This window comes from Burkholderia sp. AW49-1, assembly GCF_053427845.1.
On record NZ_JBSAXF010000001.1, the window covers coordinates 124,689 to 141,471 of the forward strand.

At 69.1% G+C, this 16,783-nt stretch carries 11 protein-coding genes; 2 read left to right on the plus strand and 9 right to left on the minus strand.

Annotation, left to right across the window (positions count from 1 at the left end):
* Nucleotides 1–45 precede the first annotated feature (45 nt).
* From tssA to tssJ, 7 genes are all read right to left on the minus strand, one after another.
* A complete protein-coding gene (gene tssA / locus ACV22W_RS00480) occupies nt 46–1,170 on the minus strand; it encodes a type VI secretion system protein TssA (protein ID WP_448017243.1) in 1,125 nt (374 codons plus the stop codon).
* On the minus strand, nt 1,157–3,583 hold the full coding sequence (locus ACV22W_RS00485; protein ID WP_448017244.1) for a serine/threonine protein kinase: 2,427 nt from the start codon (nt 3,581–3,583) through the stop codon (nt 1,157–1,159). Before ACV22W_RS00485 ends, tssA begins: the two co-directional genes overlap by 14 nt.
* Before the next feature lie 65 nt (nt 3,584–3,648).
* Nucleotides 3,649–4,344, minus strand: coding sequence for a type VI secretion system-associated protein TagF (tagF, locus tag ACV22W_RS00490; RefSeq protein WP_448017245.1), 696 nt, complete (start codon nt 4,342–4,344; stop codon nt 3,649–3,651).
* Nucleotides 4,326–7,955, minus strand: a complete 3,630-nt coding sequence (gene tssM / locus ACV22W_RS00495; RefSeq protein ID WP_448017246.1) for a type VI secretion system membrane subunit TssM — start codon at nt 7,953–7,955, stop codon at nt 4,326–4,328. The genes tagF and tssM overlap by 19 nt, the downstream gene beginning before the upstream one ends.
* 1 nt (nt 7,956) lies before the next feature.
* Nucleotides 7,957–9,276 carry a DotU family type VI secretion system protein gene (locus ACV22W_RS00500; RefSeq protein WP_059525491.1) on the minus strand — a complete coding sequence of 440 codons (1,320 nt, stop codon included), beginning with the start codon at nt 9,274–9,276 and terminating at the stop codon, nt 7,957–7,959.
* A 15-nt stretch (nt 9,277–9,291) separates the two neighbouring features.
* Nucleotides 9,292–10,674 carry a type VI secretion system baseplate subunit TssK gene (tssK, locus tag ACV22W_RS00505; protein WP_448017247.1) on the minus strand — a complete coding sequence of 461 codons (1,383 nt, stop codon included), beginning with the start codon at nt 10,672–10,674 and terminating at the stop codon, nt 9,292–9,294.
* Nucleotides 10,671–11,186 carry a type VI secretion system lipoprotein TssJ gene (gene tssJ / locus ACV22W_RS00510; protein WP_448017248.1) on the minus strand — a complete coding sequence of 172 codons (516 nt, stop codon included), beginning with the start codon at nt 11,184–11,186 and terminating at the stop codon, nt 10,671–10,673. Before tssJ ends, tssK begins: the two co-directional genes overlap by 4 nt.
* 630 nt (nt 11,187–11,816) lie before the next feature.
* Here tssJ and ACV22W_RS00515 point away from each other — a divergent pair.
* Together ACV22W_RS00515 and tagH are read left to right on the plus strand one after the other, a co-directional pair.
* The gene (locus ACV22W_RS00515; RefSeq protein WP_448017249.1) at nt 11,817–12,203 is read left to right on the plus strand and encodes a TssQ family T6SS-associated lipoprotein; all 387 of its coding nucleotides are present in this window, start codon (nt 11,817–11,819) and stop codon (nt 12,201–12,203) included.
* 47 nt (nt 12,204–12,250) lie between these two features.
* A complete protein-coding gene (gene tagH, locus ACV22W_RS00520; RefSeq protein ID WP_448017250.1) occupies nt 12,251–13,660 on the plus strand; it encodes a type VI secretion system-associated FHA domain protein TagH in 1,410 nt (469 codons plus the stop codon).
* 169 nt (nt 13,661–13,829) lie between these two features.
* Here the strand turns inward: tagH and ACV22W_RS00525 are convergent, their stop codons facing one another.
* On the minus strand, nt 13,830–15,275 hold the full coding sequence (locus ACV22W_RS00525) for an NAD-dependent succinate-semialdehyde dehydrogenase (RefSeq protein ID WP_448017251.1): 1,446 nt from the start codon (nt 15,273–15,275) through the stop codon (nt 13,830–13,832).
* Between the two features lie 175 nt (nt 15,276–15,450).
* A complete protein-coding gene (locus tag ACV22W_RS00530) occupies nt 15,451–16,776 on the minus strand; it encodes a c-type cytochrome (RefSeq protein WP_448017252.1) in 1,326 nt (441 codons plus the stop codon).
* Nucleotides 16,777–16,783 lie beyond the last annotated feature (7 nt).

The following is a 16,783-nucleotide window of genomic DNA, read 5'->3' on the forward strand; positions in this document are numbered from 1 at the left end:
CATCGATCAGATTGCGTGTACGTCGCCGCCGCCGGGCGGCTTGCCTCATTCGCTCCGCTCGCCGCTCAGCAGGTCCAGCTTCGGCAGGCTCTCCGGAGCGAGATCCCGGATGATTTCGTAGAAGTCGAGCGCGAGCAGCCGCTGCGCGCGCCGCAGCAGCAGCGGCGCCGGGTGGCTCGGCTCGTGCAGTTCGAAATAGCGGCACATCTTGTCGATGCCGAGCCGCACGTCGTCGCGGCTCGCGACCTCGGCATCGCGCCAGGCCCGCCCGTTCGGCAACGCGGCCGGCGTGGACGCGGTGTGCGCGGCGCCGGATGCGGCCGGCGCCGCCGGAATCGAACCGTCCGCCGGCCGTGCCGCATGCGCCGGTGCCGGCTCCGGCATTTCGCGCACGATGCGTTGCAACGCCTTTTCCGTGTCGCTCGCATCGGGCGACCATTCGCTGCCGAGCCGGTCCGTGACGTGCGCGCGGATCACGTCCAGCGCACCCAGCACCGCGCGCACCGCATCGATCGGCACGCGGCCGTCGTCGCGTGCGGTCGACAGCGCGGCGACCAGGCCGTCGCGGCTGACTGTGGCCGGGCCGCCCGCTTCGTCGCGCCCGTCGAGCGCGCGTTCGGCGTCGCGCACGCTCGGGCCGCCATCGAACAGCGGCTGGCGCCGCGCCGCGCGCGCGCATTCGTGCGCGCCGGCGACATCGGCGAGCGCGTTCATCCGCAATGTCGGATCCGGTTCGCCATCGGCATCGAGGCGCGGATGCAGGTCGTCCCACCAGCGCCCGATCAGGCCGGCGACGACCGCGAGCCCGTCCGCGTAGCCCGGAATGCCGTGCTGCTCGGTCCAGCTGCGCGCGAGATACGCGGCGACACGCAAGTCCTTCGTCCGCTCGCCCAGCGCGAGCGCAAGGCGCTCGACCGCGCGCCAGTCGGGCGTCTCGGCCGGAATCACGGTGTCGCCGTATTGCTGCTCGGCGCGCGGTGTCGCCCGCTCCTGAAGCTGCAGGAAGTCGGCGTCGTATTCGAGGTTCGGGCCGCACGGGGCTTCGGGCGAGACCTCCGCCAGCAGCCGGCCGATCAACTCGGCGCGCGGCGTCGCTGCCGCCAAGCCGGGCGACGGCGAGGACAATGCGGCGGCGGCCAGCGCCGCCTGGCTGACGTCATTCGAATGCATAGTCGATGTTGACCGGTTTGCTGCCGAAGTCGATCGCCACGGTGCGGTGCAACGGCGGCAACGAGCCGTTGCGGATCTCGATCTGATAGACGCCCGGTGTCAGCGACACCGAGCGCAGCGGCGGGCTCGCGCCACGTCGTGCGCCGTTCACGTACACGTCGCCCCACGGACGCACGTTGAAACGGACCTGGACGGTCTCCTGCTTCGGCGGGCGCTGCTCGGCGGCCGGCGCGTTGATCGCGGCAACGGCTGTCGCCGCTTCCGATGGCGACGCTGGCGCTGGCACCGGTGCGGCCGACGGCGACGCGGCGGCCTCCGACGGCGGCACGTTGACGACGCGCTCCGATGCGTCGAGGCTGCCGGCCGGCGCGATGGTCGCGCTCGAACCGGCTTGCGACGGCGTGGCGCCCGCAATGTCCGTGGCGGTCGTCGCGACCTGCGGCGCGGGAACGGCGGCCACCGCGGCGGGTGTGCTGGCCGGCGCGGTGGCCGGCGATGGCGGCAGCACCTGCGCCGACGATCCGCCCGGCAGGCTCGACGGCGGCACGACGATCGGCGTCGGGCCGCGCTGTGCGAGCATCGCGTCCGACGCGCCGGCCGAGGACGCAACGCCCGCCAGCGGCTGGCTTGCGCCCGCTTCCGGTTCGCCCGCGACTCTCGCGGGACGCGACAGATAGGTCGCGGCGATGCCAACGACGATCAATGCTGCCAGCGCGCCACCCACGTAGGTCTTCGTGCGTCGGTTGCCCGCCGCGACGAACGATGGGCGGCGCGGGGGGCGGGAGGGAGGTGGCACACCCGGCGAGGGCGTGGATGTGGAGGCGCCAGCAGCGCCAGCAGCGCCAGCAGCGCCAGCAGCGCCAGCAGCGCCAGCAGCGCCAGCAGCGCCAGCAGCGCCAGCAGCGCCAGAAATTGGCACTGCGGTTCCGTTCAGGTTCCCTGTATCCGTTGCACGGCCCTGCCCGCTGTCCGCGCCGGCGCTTCCCGATCGCACGCCGGCATCGTCATGCGCTTCGGTCGCCGAGGCCCACCGTTCGTCGTGCGACGCTTCCTTTGTATGTTCCTCATCACCTTCACGTCCGTCGGATCGCCCGGTTTCCGCGGACGCCGACAATGCCTGCGATATGGATGACGAAGCAGTTGCAGACGTGGGCGAAGCCGATGAATCCAGGGCTCGCGCAGCCGCCGCTGACGCCAAAGGCTCGCCATCGTTCGGCTCGTCGCCAGCCCCGGCGGACGCAATAGACGGCGTATCGGAAGTGCTCGTCCGGCCTTCCGCCCGCTCAGGCTGCGATGACCGCACATCCGGCGTTGCATCGCCCGACGCCGTCCCGCGCTCACCGGCCGACGCTTTTTCCGTCGCCGCAGCCGCACCCGAAACACCGGAAGCCACTTTCCCTGTTCCGCCGCCCCCGGCATCGCCGGCCGGCGACACAACGGCCGCGCCATATCCGCCGCCCGGCCGGTCGAGATCGCGCAACCCGAGTTCCGCCGCGAACGCCGCGACCGATTCCGGCCGATCCGGAATCCGCAACTGCAACGCGTGATCGATCGCCGCAAGGAACGCCGGGCTGTATACCTCGCCGGCCGGCAACTCGCGCGACGCGAGCGGACGGTATGTGTCCTTGATGCTGCGCACGACGGCCGCGGGCGGCAGTTCACCGGTGATCAACGCGTGCATCACCGCGCCGAGCGCGTAGAGATCGGTCCACGGCCCCTGGCTGAACGCGGGGTCGTCGGTGTATTGCTCGATCGGCGCGTAGCCGGGCTTGATCATCATCGCGCCGTCGTCGACGAGATCGCCGATCCGCTTGCGCGCCGCGCCGAAGTCGAGCAGGATCGCGCTGCCGTTCGGGCGGATCAGCACGTTGTCGAGCGCGACGTCCCGATGGAAGCACTGCGCGCGATGCAGCGTGTCGAGCGCGCCGAGCAGCGCGCCGACGATGTTGCGCAATTGCGTCTCGCTCATCCGCACACCGCCGTCGAGCAGCTGCTTGAGCGTGCGCCCCTCGTAGAACGGCATCACCATGTACGCGGTGCCGTGGCTCTCCCAGAAATGCAGCACCTTCACGAGCCCCGGATGGTCGAATTGCGCGAGCAGGCGCGCCTCGTTGAGGAACGCGCCGCGTCCCGCGTCGAACGCCTGGGCGAACCGCTCGGAACGCAGCGACACCGTGTAGTCACCGCCGCGCGTCGCGAGCATCGACGGCATGTATTCCTTGATCGCGACCGCGCGCCGCAACGTGCGGTCGAACGCGCGATAGACGATGCCGAAACCGCCGATGCCCAGCACCTCGTCGAGCTGCAGTTCGCCCAGACGATGGCCGAGCGGCAGCGGCCGCACCGTGAATTCGGGCGCGTCGCCGCGGGTCGCCGTGTCGTGCTCGTTGTCTCTCGATGAAGGGTCCTTCATGTCTACCTCGCGATACCGCATCCGTATTGCCTGCGTTGCCTGCCTCCGACCGCCGACCCGCAACGTCAGCTGCCGCCGAACAGCGTCAGGAACAGCGCGTTGTCGGGCGCGCCCGTATGCGCATGCGTGCGCAGCGGCGAGCCGTCGGCGCGATTGGTCCACCAGAAGCTCGTCCCGCCGTGGGGATCGAAATAACCGGACAGCCCGGGCCACGCGGCGAGCGCCGGTCGTTCGGGCAGCGTCGCCGGCATCCCGTCGACGACTTCCGCCGTCGGCCCGCCGCCCGGCGCGAGCCGCACGCGGTCGAGCGTCTCTTCGAGGTCGACCGGCGCGCGCGCATGCCGGATCGCATCGAGCAACGCATGGCCGATCTGCCAGTAGAACGCGTCGGCGGCGTCCGGCAGCCCGCTCCAATAGTCGGTCGCCGGCATCGGCAGCGTGACGATCACGGGGTAGTAGCGCCCGACGCGGTCGCAGCTCGGCGCGAGACAACCTGCCTGCACGCACGACGCGCCGGCGCCCGCCGGCACCAGGAAATTCCAGACCGGCGCGACTGTGTAGTGGCGCGCGATCTCGTCCGGGCCACGCTGGCGCATCGCGGCCATCCCCTGCTGAAGCCAGCGTTCCCACCACTGCGCGAGCGCATGCGGCAGCCGGCTGTTCACGAAGTCGCCGGCGCCGGGAATCTTTCCGTACCAGGCCGGGGCGTCGCCGTCGGCGCGCGTGAGCGGCGGCAGGCGGCTCATTGCTTCGGAGGGCATGTAAAGGACTCCATCTGGGGCAGCCTGAACGGATTGCGGACACTGCCCGCATTCACCTGCAGCACGAGCGGTTTGCCGTCGACGGTGAAGCGCGCGACCATCTGGTCCGACCCGCGCCCGGCCGATACGGCCGCGCGGTCGAACAGCCGGTGCAGCGCCCACGGCCCGTTGGTCGTGAAGCCGTCGGTCGCGCCGGCCTGCCCCGACACCTGCAGGCGCACCTGGTTGCTGCCGCGCGTGCCCGGCCAGTCCACCGCGCTCTGCACGAGCGGGCCGTGCGCATAACGAACGATCTGGCCGTCGACGTCGAGCACCATTTCCGTAAGCGACGGGTCCATTTCGAGCGGCTGGATCTGCACCTTCAGTTGCGCCGTGCGTGCACCGCCACCGAAATACACGTCGCGGATCACCGCGGCCTTCTCGAACGACGAAAGCATCGCGGCCGCCGCCGGATCGGCGTCCGCGTTGCGGTTCGCGAAACGCCACGGGCGCGACGTCGTATCGACGATCGACTGCAGGTTCTTCTGGAAGAAGTCGTCCATCAGGCCGCCCGGCGCGAACATCTGCGCGAAATCCGCCGGTGCGACGTCGCGCGACGATCCGCGCGCGAACGGATAGCGGCCCGCGATCGCCTGGCGGCAGAAATCGCCGACGTTCGCGCCGGCCCGCTGCGCGACGCTGCGCTGCTCGACGGTCGCGACGCTGCCGTTCGCGACGTTCGACAGGTCGTCGAGCACTTCACGGAACGGCGTGGGCAGCCGACCGGCCTGCGCGCGCAGCCGCGCGGGCGCGTCGGACGGCGGCGGCTGCGCGCCGCTGCGCAGCGCATCGTCGGTGGCCGTCAGGTACGTATAGAGCGCGTCGATCGACTTCAGCACCGCGTCGAACGCCTGCGCCTGGTCGCCGCTGCCCGGCGCGAACGCGCGCAGCCCGGCGAAGTGGCTGTCGACCACCTGCTCGGGGCTCGCGGGCGCTGCGGCTGACGGATTCGCGTCGCTCGCACCCTGCCCCGCGAAGATCTGCGACAGCGAGCTGCGCGCCTCGTCGACCTTGTCCTGCGCGCGCGACGCGAGATTGCGCGCGCCGCCCGGCGCATCGCCGAGCGCCGTGTCGCGCGCGAGCGCGATCATCAGCCTGCTGAGCGGCGAATCCGCCGACGACAGCGCGCGCGCGACCTGGATGCTCTGCGCGAGCGTCGCCGTGCGCTGCAGCTTGATGTCGGCAAGATAGTCGTCCCAGATCTTCAGATAATCGTTCAGATACAACTGGCGGATGTCGCGCGCCCATGCGGCGGCGTCGTTCGGCCCGGGGATCTCGGACAGCCCGAGATTCAGCACCCACACCTCCTCGCGCCCGTATGCGTCGACCTCGCCCGCGAGGCGCGGCGCGAACACGTTCCGATAGCCGTTGCGCGTATACAGGCCCGGCACGCCTTCCGACAGCGGTTTGCCGCTCTGGCGGCGGAACACGAGCGACGCGTCGGGCCCCACTGCACGCGCGACGCTGAAATCGAACGCCGACGTCGCCGGCCGCAGCGTGCGCGTGAGCTGGCGATACAGCCGCTGCGAGAACGGCACTTGCCGCAGCCGGTCGCGCACGTCGGCCACGAGCCGCTCGTTCATCGGATACGGCGACACGGCCACCCGGTTGCCGAACAGCGCGGCGAGATGCGCGCGCAGCGCCGAGCGTTCGGCCGGCGAGAAATCGGGCGGCAACGAGCGCTCCATTTCCAGGTCGACGACGGCCTGCACGAACGCGGGATCGTAATGCGCGCTGTCGTACAGCATCAGGTAGGCCTTCAGCGCCGCATACGCGTAGTCGGTTTCGTCCGGCCGCGCATCGCTCAGCGCGGCCTCCATCCGGCGCGCGGCGATCGGCAGCAGCACGTCGTCGAGCGCGCGCCGGTACACGGCGTCGACGGCCTCGTCGATCTTCTCGCCCTGAAACAGCCCCCAGCGGTACGCGAGCGGTGGATGCGAGCGGTCGACGCCGCCGGCATTCGCGAGCCCGCCGAGCGCATCGAGCACCGGCAGCAGCCGCGCGATGTCGGCCGCATCCGAGAACTTCGCGCCGGCGATCTGCGCATCCACGGCGGGCACCTGCTGCGCGATCCGGTCGAGATACGCGCGATTGTTCGCATAGCTGCGCAGCCAGGCCGCCAGCACGACCACGCTCACGAGCGCGAGGAGCGCATAGCCGGCGATCTGCAACACGCGCCGCTTCTGATGCCAGCGCAGGTCGCTGCCGGCGAGTGCGGCTTCGCGGAAGATGTGCTCCTGCAGCAGCGACTTCAAAAAGAAGCTGCGTCCGGTCGAGCCGACCTGGGCAACCGGCGGCACGCCCTCTATCTTCAGGAAGCGCTTGATGCCGCTCATCACGCGGTCGAACGCGGTGCCTTCCTGCGTGCCGCTCGTCAGGTACACGCCGCGCAGCATCGGCATCGGCTCGAAGCTCGACACGGAAAACACTTCGGCGACGAACTGGCCGAGCATGTCCTGCAAGTCGGCGACCTGCTGCGGCAGCAGATACGCCATCTCGCGCTGGCGCGCATCGGTCTGCGTCGCGAGCAGTTCGGGCAGCCCGTCGTTCAGCCGCTGGTGCAGCAGCCGGTATTCGCGGTCGAAGGCGGCGCGCAGGTCGAAGCCCGGCGCCTCGCTTTGCGCGAGCGGGAACGTGAAACCCCACACCTGCGCGCATTCCGCGCGGCCGAAGCCGCCGAAATACTCGGCGAAGCCGGCCAGCAGGTCGGCCTTCGTCACGAGCAGGTACACGGGAAACCGGATGCCGAGCTGGGCCCGCAGCTCGAGCAGCCGCTTGCGCAGCACCATCGCGTGCTGCGTGCGCTCGGCTTCCGACGCGCCGACCAGGTCGGCGACGCTGATCGTCAGCATCGCACCGTTCAGCGGCTGGCGCGTGCGGTACTTCTTCAGCAGCTCGACGAAGCCTTTCCACTCGGCTTCGTCGAGTGCGCGGTTGCCTTCATGGGTCGTGTAGCGGCCGGCCGTGTCGATCAGCACCGCGTCGTTCGTGAACCACCAGTCGCAGTGCCGGGTGCCGCCCACGCCGCGAATCGCGGCACGGCCGAACTGCTCGGCGAGCGGAAAACTGAGCCCGGAATTGACGAGCGCGGTCGTCTTGCCCGAGCCCGGCGCGCCGATGAACACGTACCACGGCAGCTGGTACAGATACTGGCGCGACATCCGGTCGAACCAGCGCGCCAGCCCCTTGCGCGCGGTGTCCGCCTGCCCGAAGCGGACCTTCTTCAGCAGCGCCGCGGCCTCGTCGAAGCGGCTGCGCAGCTCGTCGAGCTGGGCCTTGGCCGGATCGTCGGCGTTCGCCGGCCCGGGCGCGGCCTCGCGCAACTGGTTCAGCAACTGCGCGTTCAAGCGGCTTGCGTGCCAGCTTCGCCACGCCACGCGTGCGCCCCACGCGGCGAACAGCACCGCGATCGTCGCCGCGCGCGCCCAGCCGCTCTCGAGCGGGCGGATGCCGGCGAACGCGAACAGCGGCCCGGCGAGCCACACGAAACACGCGAGCACGACGAGACCGGCGAAGGTCCAGATCTCCCGCGACGGCAACGGCCGGACGAAACGCGCGACAGCCTGATTCATGTCAGTGCGCTCCCTGCGTCGCGCCGACGGCGGCACTGCCGGGCGCCGGCAGCAGCGTGATCTCGACGCGCCGGTTCAACGCGCGGTTCGCGGGCGTATCGTTCGGCGCGACCGGATCGAGCGTGCCGCGCCCCTCGGCCGCGAGTCGCTCCGGATGGTCGAGGCGCGCGGCGATCATGCCGCGCACGGCCTCCGCGCGCTCGCGCGACAGGTCCCAGTTCGACGCGAAGCGTGCCGTGTGCACCGGCGTGTCGTCGGTATAGCCGGTCACGCGCACGTTGCCGGGCACCTGGTTGAGCGCATCCGCGACGCGTGCGAGCACCGGCGCGTAACGGTCGATCACCGACGTCGAGCCGGACTTGAACAGCCCGTCGCCGCGCAGCACGATCACGCTGCGATCGGCGTCGTCGCGCACCGACACGAGGCCGGCCGCGATCTCCGGCGCCAGGAACTTCGCGACGCGCGGCGCCGCCGCCGGGCGCGGCGGTGCCTGGGCAGGCTGCAGCTTCGGCACGTGCAGCGCGTCGATCGACGCGAACAGCCGGTCCGAATGCCCGGCCAGCGCGATGCGCAGCCCGACGAACACGCCGAAGCCGATCAGCAGCGCGAGCGCCACGCAGACCCAGAGCGGCACGACGAAGCGACGCGACACGTCGCGCGTGACGACGTCGCGCCAGTGCGGCGACAGCGCGGGCTCGAATTCGCCGCGCACCGAGCGGATCGTGTGAGCCAGTTGCCAGCGCAGCGCGTCGAGCTCCGCATGACCGTTGTCGAGCACCCGATAGCGGCCCTCGAAGCCGAGCGCGAGACAGAAATACAGCAGCTCCAGCAGGTCGAGGTGCTGGCGCGGCTGCTGGGACAGGCGTTCGAGCAGGTGGAAGAACTTCTCGCCGCCCCACGTTTCGTTATGGAACGACACGAGCAGGCTGTGCGACGACCACACGCTGCCGCCCCACGGCGTCAGCGCGGCTGCTTCGTCGAGCGCCGTGCACAGACAGTAGCGCGCGCCGATGATCGCCTCGGACGGCACGCCGGCTTCCTGCGCGCGCGCCTCGAACTGACGGATCTCGACGACGAGATGCTCGCGCAGCCACGCCGGATTCGGATGATGGACGGTCGAGCGGATCTGGGGCACGAGATTGAGCAGCGGGTTGGCGGCCGCGACGAGCGGATTCGTGCCGCTCGCGGCCCAGCGGCCGGGGCGCGGCTGCGTGGCCGTCGGCCCGGCCGCGCCGGACGCGGCCGATGGATGCATGCCGCCCGGATTCGGCGGCACGAATCCGCCTGCGCCGGCGGAAATCGAATCGGAGGAAGAATTCATCGCGCTGCCCCGCCCTCACCCGCGAATCGCCCAGAACTCCATCGAGAGCCCCGGAAATTCGCCGGCGAAATGAAATGCGAGACCGCCGGAGCGCGCCAGCTGCTTCCACAGCTCGCTGCCCTTGTCGATCTCGAAGTACGTATGACCCGCGTGATACGGGATCTGCCGCGGCGCGACCGGCAACTGGCGCATCGTGATGCCCGGCAGCTGCAACTGCACCAGGTCGCGGATCCGCTCAACCGGGCCGAGCTTCGCCTGCGCCGGAAACCGCGCGCGCAGGCTGTCAGCCGGCACGTCCGCGCGCACGGCCAGCACAAAGCCGGCCGTGTCGCGCAGCGCGGGATCGGCGAGCGTCGCGACCCGGATGCCGTTGCCCGCGTCGCGCAGCTCGATCTGGATCGCGTTTTGCTCCAGCACCGTCGACAGCGACCGGCGCAATTCCGTCATCAATTCGGCGAAGCTCGTGCGCAGGTCGTCGTGCACGTAGACCGCGAGCGATTGCGGGCGCCGGCCAGCCGCCGTGAACGTGCTGAGGTCGCATGCGAGCTTCAGCCAGTCGCGGAACAGCGCCTCCGGATGCGTCGCGACGTCCTGTTGCGCGTGCCAGGTCAGCGCCAGATAGCGGTTCACCAGTTGCAGCAGCAGGAAATCCGCGACTTCCGATACGCCGCCGCGCCCCGGCTCCGACAGGCGCTCGGCCAGCGCGTCGCTGCGCTGCGTCAGCAATCCGTGCAGCTCGCGCGTGTACGCCAGCAACGCCGCATCGTGCTGCGCGACCAGGCGCGGCGGAACGTAGCCGTCGTCGACGAGCAGCCGCGCGTCGGTGCGCCGCTCGACGATCCGCACGACGCCGAGCGCATGCCAGTCGCCGGTCAGCTCGGTGTCGAGCATCAGCCGGACGTTCAGGCGCCCCGTTTGCAGCAGTGCGGGGCCGAGCGCGACCGCGTTCGCATCGGCCACTTCGTATTCGCGAACGACGTAGCGCGCGACGTCCGCGCCGCCGTTGCCGCTTGCGTTCCCGTCGAACGACACCTCCTCGCCGCCACCGCGCCACAACGGCAGCGCGAGCACGACGAGCTGGTCCTTCGCATCTGGCGGCACGTCGAGCGGCTCGGGCAGATCGTCGGGATGCGACAGGTCGAACGGCGTGCCGTCGCGCATCACGCCCGCCGCCGCGCGCAGCGCGACCTTGCCGAGCGCGAGCTGCTCCCGGTCGATCTCGAGCGTGTCGAAGCCCCAGTAGAAGCCCTGCAGCGGCAGGCAGCGCAGCGCGACGTAGCGCTCCCAGTGCCGTTCGAGCTGCTGGAAATGCTGCGGACGAAGGAACATCCCTTCGGTCCACACCACGCGCTGGCGCAGTGCGGCGACCGGTGTCGCGGACATCGTCGGTTCGGTCATGGGCGCCCCCACGTGTCGTTCAGCGCGAGACCGCCGTTCCTGACCGCGATCGACAGCTTCAGCTCGCCGGGCGACGTCTGCCAGAACTTGTATACGTTGAGCTGCTTCGCGCGTGGTAGCGGCACCGTGAGGCGCCAGCGGTTCTTGTCGATCATCCGGTATTCGGCGATCACGCCGACCGCGCCGGCCTCGACGTTGCCGCGGTAATGCAGCGTGCGCGACTCGCCCGGGCGCAGGATGACGCGATCGGTGCCGAGCAGGTCCGCGCCGAGGATGTTCTCGGGCTTGTCCTGCAGCGAGAAGAAGTCGGCGCCGTCGAACGCCGATGCCGCGCGCAACTGGAACACCTTCAGCACGATCGGCGAAGGCTTGCGGTTGGGGTCCGGATTGACGTCGGGCGCCACGTCGACGGTGATCGCATACGGCACCGCGGCGGCACGCTCGGTGGCGCCGCATCCGGGCAACAGCAATGCACATCCCAATACGATGAACCCGCTCGACCGCCAGCGCATATTTCATCCTCGCAGCGCAATAATTCCCCCGTCGATTTCCGTTCGCGAAACCGACGCCTCTAATTAAAAGGGGACAATTAATTGACCGGTAATTATGTGACTTGCATATCCTTCCGCTTGAATTTCATTCGGCAATTTGTTCTTGTAAAAAGACGGGTCAAATCGCCAATTACAGGACGGGATCGAAATTGGGGAAATGGCAATGAAATGAATTGATTTCGGTCATTTTGAAAAGGCGCGTTCATCCGACCGTTTCGCCACGGCGGCCCGGTTCTATTGCATGGTCACTTGCTGTATAGACGCTGAACCCAAGCCTGACGGCCGTCGGCGGTGGGTGGCGACGCCCTGCGGGTCGTGTCACGCTGTTTGCGTTGCCCGAACGGAGGGCCGTTTTTCCGATCATTGACCGGTGCCGGGCAAACAACTGACGAATCCCAAAAAGCACAGCGAACTATAGAATCGATTTTATGGATTAACAAGGCAAAAACCCGGTATCGATTTGAGTGATAACTCGAACACAATTTGCCAATTGAAACAAAACGTAACGGCGACATCGCCCGCCTTGATTGGCACTAGAATCCAACAGCGCTTGTGCGCCACCTTCCAATAACGCAAATATTTCATTTCAGAATGAAAGGCCGTTCATCGATCGTGATTTTCCTCGGCGCCTTGCTGCTGGGAATCGGCGGGTGCAGCACGTCCCCCACGCAATCGGCGGCGCGCGCCGCGGTCGACAGCGCGCGCACGGCGTATGGCGCCGGCGACTACGGACGCACGATCGCGGTCCTGAGCCGAGCGAAGGAGATCGACGGGGCCGATACCGACACGCAGGTCGCCGCGCACAAGCTGCTCGCGTTCAGCTATTGCGTGACGAACCGCATCGCGCAGTGCCGCGCCGAGTTCTCGAAGATTCTCGACCTCAACCCGCGCTTCGACTTGTCCCCCGCCGAGAAGGGGCATCCGATCTGGGGGCCCGCGTTCGAGTTCGCGCGTCGCAGGCATGCGTCGTCGTCCTGACCGAACCGGAATCCCCGCGAGCGTTTCCTTACCGAGCGACGTATGACATGCAACTGATCGTGATCGAACATGCCGGCGAGCCGGTCGAAAGCGACACCTACGACGCCGTCGTGTTCCACCCGCCCGGCGGCACCATCGGCCGGGCAACCGACAACCATCTCGTGCTGCGCGACGACACCCGGCAGATTTCCCGGCTGCAGGCCCTGCTGCAGGTCGGTGACGATGCGTGCCTGCTGAAGAACCTGAGCAGCGTGTCGACGATCGAGGTGAACCGCGAGCCCGTCGGCTATGCACAGGAGCGCCCGCTCAATACCGGCGACATCATCCGCATCGGGCCGTACGTGCTGCGTGCCGAGCGTGACGACGGACATGACGCGCAGGTCGTCGACATGCCCACCGCCTCCAGCGCGAGCGCCGACCCGCGACGCACGTCGGGAACCGCCGCACACGCGCACGTCGACGCGAAGACGACCGGCAACCGGTTGTGGGGCCTGCTGCAGGATCGCCTCGCCCCGCGCGGCAAGGCGGTGGACGCCGGCACGCGATCCGGCACGGCAGCGCGCACGGAGGCGGCGCAGCCCGCGAGCCGCGCCGCGCCGGCCGCGCCGTCGCCACGCGACCTGAATCAGTTGTCGACCGACCCGCTCGACTTGTTTGTACAGTCGTCGCCCGATATCGGCGCATCGGGGTCGGTGTCCCCGTCCGAACGCGGCAATGCGGATCGCGGCGCGTCGTCCGCGACGCAAGCCGACCATGCGCCCGAGTGGACGCAGCACGTGCGAGTGCAACCGGCGACGGCGCATGCCCAGCCACGTCCCGCCGACGAGCCCGCACCGCAGGTGAACCGTGTACCGACGCCCGACGAATTGCTGAACGCGTTCTTCGAAGGCGCCGGACTCGATACCGCCGCCGAGTCGCATCAGTGGTCGGCCGAACAGCTGTACATCGCGGGGCAGTTGCTGGCGCTGTTCGCGAACGGCACGGTCGAGCTGCTGTCGTCGCGCAGCATCTTGAAGCGTGAGGTGAAGGCGCACATGACGATGCTGCTCGATCGCGAGAACAATCCGCTGAAGCTGCTGCCGGACGGCGGCGCCGTGCTGCGTCAGATGTTCGGGCTGCCGCTGCCGGGCTTCATGTCGCCGCAGAGCGCGGTCAGCGATGCATTCCAGGATCTGCACGCGCACCAGATCGGCATGGTCGCCGGCATGCGCGCCGCGCTGATGGACCTGCTGACGCGCTTTTCGCCGCAACGGCTGCGCGAGCGCGACGATGCGATGCGCTGGTACGAGAAGCGCGTGCCCGCGCTGTACAAGGCGAGGATGTGGGACCGCTACGCGGCGACGCATCGCGACACGGTGTTCGCGATCGAAGACGATTTCGCGTCGGTATTCGGCAAGGCGTTTCTCGCCGCGTACGACGCGGAGGTGGAAAGCTATCGCGGCAGCAGCCGGCATTGAGCGGCGGGTGTCGCAGGTTCCGAGCGCGACGGGAACGACCGCGATTCCCGGGCGAAGCCGACTGCCGACGACGGAGAAACAACAAGGCCGGGCAGAACACCCGGCCTTCGGCAACGCCGCGCCGCGTGCGCACCGCGCAAACGGCGGAACACGCGTGGTCGAACAGTCGTCAGACCGCCATCACCGTCACCGACTTCGTGACGAGATACGGCTCCAGCGCTTCCGGCCCGCCTTCCGACCCGTAGCCCGAATCCTTCACGCCGCCGAACGGCATTTCCGGCCACGGCGTCGCCGGCTGGTTGATCCACAGCATCCCGACTTCGAGGCGCTGCGTCAGCAGGTGCACGTTCGCGAACGAGCGCGTGAACGCATAGCCGGCCAGCCCGAACGGCAGACGGTTCGCTTCGGCGATCGCGTCCTCGAGCTTGTCGAAACCGCGGATCGCCGCGACCGGGCCGAACGGCTCGCTGTTGAACACGTCCGCTTCGAGCGGCACGTTCGCGATCACGGTCGGCGCGAAGAAGTTGCCTTCCGAGCCGATCCGTTCGCCGCCGGTCTCGATGCTCGCGCCAACCTTGCGCGCGTTCTCGACGACCGACGCCATCGCGGTCAGCCGGCGCGGATTCGCCAGCGCGCCGAGCGTCGTGCCTTCCTCGAGGCCGTTGCCGATCTTCAGCCCCTGCGCATGCTGGACCAGCGCGCGCGTGAAGTCGTCGCGAATGCTGTTGTGCACGAGGAAACGCGTCGGCGAAATGCACACCTGGCCGGCGTTGCGGAACTTCGCGCCACCGGCGGCCTTCACCGCCAGCGCGACGTCCGCGTCCTCGGCGACGATCACCGGCGCGTGGCCGCCCAGTTCCATCGTCGCGCGCTTCATGTGCTGGCCCGCGAGCGCCGCGAGCTGCTTGCCGACCGGCGTCGAGCCCGTGAACGTCACCTTGCGGATCACCGGGTGCGGAATCAGGTACGACGAGATTTCCGCCGGATCGCCGTACACGAGACCGATCACACCGGCCGGCACGCCCGCGTCGACGAACGCGCGCAGCAGCGCGGCCGGCGACGCCGGGGTTTCTTCCGGCGCCTTCACGAGGAACGAGCAGCCGGTCGTGAGCGCGGCGCTCAGCTTGCGCACGACCTGGTTGACCGGGAAATTCCACGGCGTGAACGCCGCGACCGGACCGACCGGCTCCTTCACGACGGTCTGCTGCGCGCCGAGATTGCGCGGCGGGACGATCCGGCCGTACACGCGGCGGCCTTCGTCCGCGAACCATTCGATGATGTCGGCTGCCGACAGCACTTCGACACGCGCTTCCGTCAGCGGCTTGCCCTGCTCCTGCGTCATCAGCTGCGCGATCGTGTCGGCGCGCTCGCGCACCAGCGCGGCCGCCTTGCGCATCGTCGCCGCGCGCTCGTGCGCGGGCACCTTGCGCCATGCTTCGAAACCGCGCTGCGCGGCGGCCAGCGCGCGGTCGAGATCGGCGATGCCCGCGTGGGCCACCTTGCCGATCGTCTTGCCGGTCGCCGGGTTCACGACGTCGATCGTCTTGCCGCTCGCGGCGTCGACCCACTCGCCGTCGATCAGCAGTTGTGTATCCGTATAAGTCACGTTAGCCATCCAGACACCCCAGTTTTGCGTCGATAAAACGCGCGCTGCCGCGAACGGCCGCGCGCCGGTTGACAGAAAGCACTGCGTTGCCGGGCACCCTGCCCCCGGCAACGTTCGACGACGCGCACGCGGCACGCATGCCCGTCGTCATCCGCCACATTCGGCCGCGCTCAGCGCTCAGCGCTCAGCGCGCAGCCGCCGTCGCCGTCGCCTTGCGGAGTTTCGCGACGTCCGCCGCCTGCACGGCCGGCGCGCCGTTGTTCCAGCCGGCGCGCATGAACGTCAGCACGTCGGCGATCTGCTGGTCGTTCAGCTGGTTCGCGAACGCCGGCATCGGATACGCGGACGGCACGCCGCCGATCACGAGCGACTCGCTGCCGTTCAACGTCACGTTGATCAGCGACGATGCATCGGCCTCGAGCACGTTCGGATTGCCCGCGAGCGGCGCGAGCAGCGGCGCGTATCCGCGACCGTCCGCGCCATGGCAATTCATGCAGAAAGCGTTATACACCTTTGCGCCCGGATCGTTCGCCGGCCGGCCCAACGCGACCTGCGTCGGTTTCGGGTCGTAACGGTAAGGCGGCGCGCCCGTGCCGCCCGCCGCCGGCAGCGATTTCAAATAGCGCGACATCGCCGCGAGATCCTCGTCGGTCAGTTCCTGCGTGCTGTGGTTGATCACGCTGACCATCGAGCCGAACGCGGTCGCATGCTGGTTCGCGCCGGTCTTCAGGAACTGCGCGACATCCGCATCGCTCCAGCGGCCGAGCCCGGTGTTGTGCTCGCCGGTCAGGTTCGATGCGAACCAGTTGTCGATCGGTGCGCCCGACAGGAACGCCGACCCGCTTTCGTCCAGCGCCTTCTCCTGGAAGCCGACGCCGCGCGGCGTATGACACGACCCGCAATGCCCGAGCCCCTGCACGAGGTACGCGCCGCGGTTCCACGTCGCATCCTTCGCCGGCTTGTCGGTGTATGGCGTCGTGTCGAGGAACACCGCGTTCCACAGCGCCAGCGGCCAGCGCATGTTGAGCGGCCACGGAATGTCGGATGCACGGTTCGCCTGCTTCACCGGTTCGACGCCGTGCATGAAGTACGCGTAAAGCGCCTTCACGTCGTCGTCGCGCAGCTTCGCGTACGACGGATACGGCATCGCCGGATACAGGTGATGGCCGTCCTTCGCGACACCCGAGCGCAGCGCGCCCGCAAACTCGGCCTCGGTATAGCCGCCGATGCCCGTGTCCGGGTCGGGCGTGATGTTGGTCGTGTAGATCGCGCCCATCGGCGTGACCATCTTCAGGCCGCCGGCGAACGGCGCGCCGCGCGGCGCGGTGTGGCACGCCACGCAATCGCCGGCCTTCGCGAGATACGCACCGCGTGCGACCAGCGCGCTGTCGGCCGGCGCCGTTTGTGCGGCATGCGCCGCCGTGCCGGCCATCAACGCGGACAGCGCGATCAACGATGCGCCGAGCGTGCGAGCGGCGCGATTCAGACTGTGCAGGGTGAGGTTTCGCATGATGTGC

Bases quoted from the DNA above. Each gene is read 5' to 3' on its own strand.
- tssA (WP_448017243.1), bottom strand. From the start codon at position 1,170: ATGCATTCGAATGACGTCAGCCAGGCGGCGCTGGCCGCCGCCGCATTG.
- ACV22W_RS00485 (WP_448017244.1), bottom strand. From the start codon at position 3,583: ATGAAGGACCCTTCATCGAGAGACAACGAGCACGACACGGCGACCCGC.
- tagF (WP_448017245.1), bottom strand. From the start codon at position 4,344: ATGCCCTCCGAAGCAATGAGCCGCCTGCCGCCGCTCACGCGCGCCGAC.
- tssM (WP_448017246.1), bottom strand. From the start codon at position 7,955: ATGAATCAGGCTGTCGCGCGTTTCGTCCGGCCGTTGCCGTCGCGGGAG.
- ACV22W_RS00500 (WP_059525491.1), bottom strand. From the start codon at position 9,276: ATGAATTCTTCCTCCGATTCGATTTCCGCCGGCGCAGGCGGATTCGTG.
- tssK (WP_448017247.1), bottom strand. From the start codon at position 10,674: ATGACCGAACCGACGATGTCCGCGACACCGGTCGCCGCACTGCGCCAG.
- tssJ (WP_448017248.1), bottom strand. From the start codon at position 11,186: ATGCGCTGGCGGTCGAGCGGGTTCATCGTATTGGGATGTGCATTGCTG.
- ACV22W_RS00515 (WP_448017249.1), top strand. From the start codon at position 11,817: ATGAAAGGCCGTTCATCGATCGTGATTTTCCTCGGCGCCTTGCTGCTG.
- tagH (WP_448017250.1), top strand. From the start codon at position 12,251: ATGCAACTGATCGTGATCGAACATGCCGGCGAGCCGGTCGAAAGCGAC.
- ACV22W_RS00525 (WP_448017251.1), bottom strand. From the start codon at position 15,275: ATGGCTAACGTGACTTATACGGATACACAACTGCTGATCGACGGCGAG.
- ACV22W_RS00530 (WP_448017252.1), bottom strand. From the start codon at position 16,776: ATGCGAAACCTCACCCTGCACAGTCTGAATCGCGCCGCTCGCACGCTC.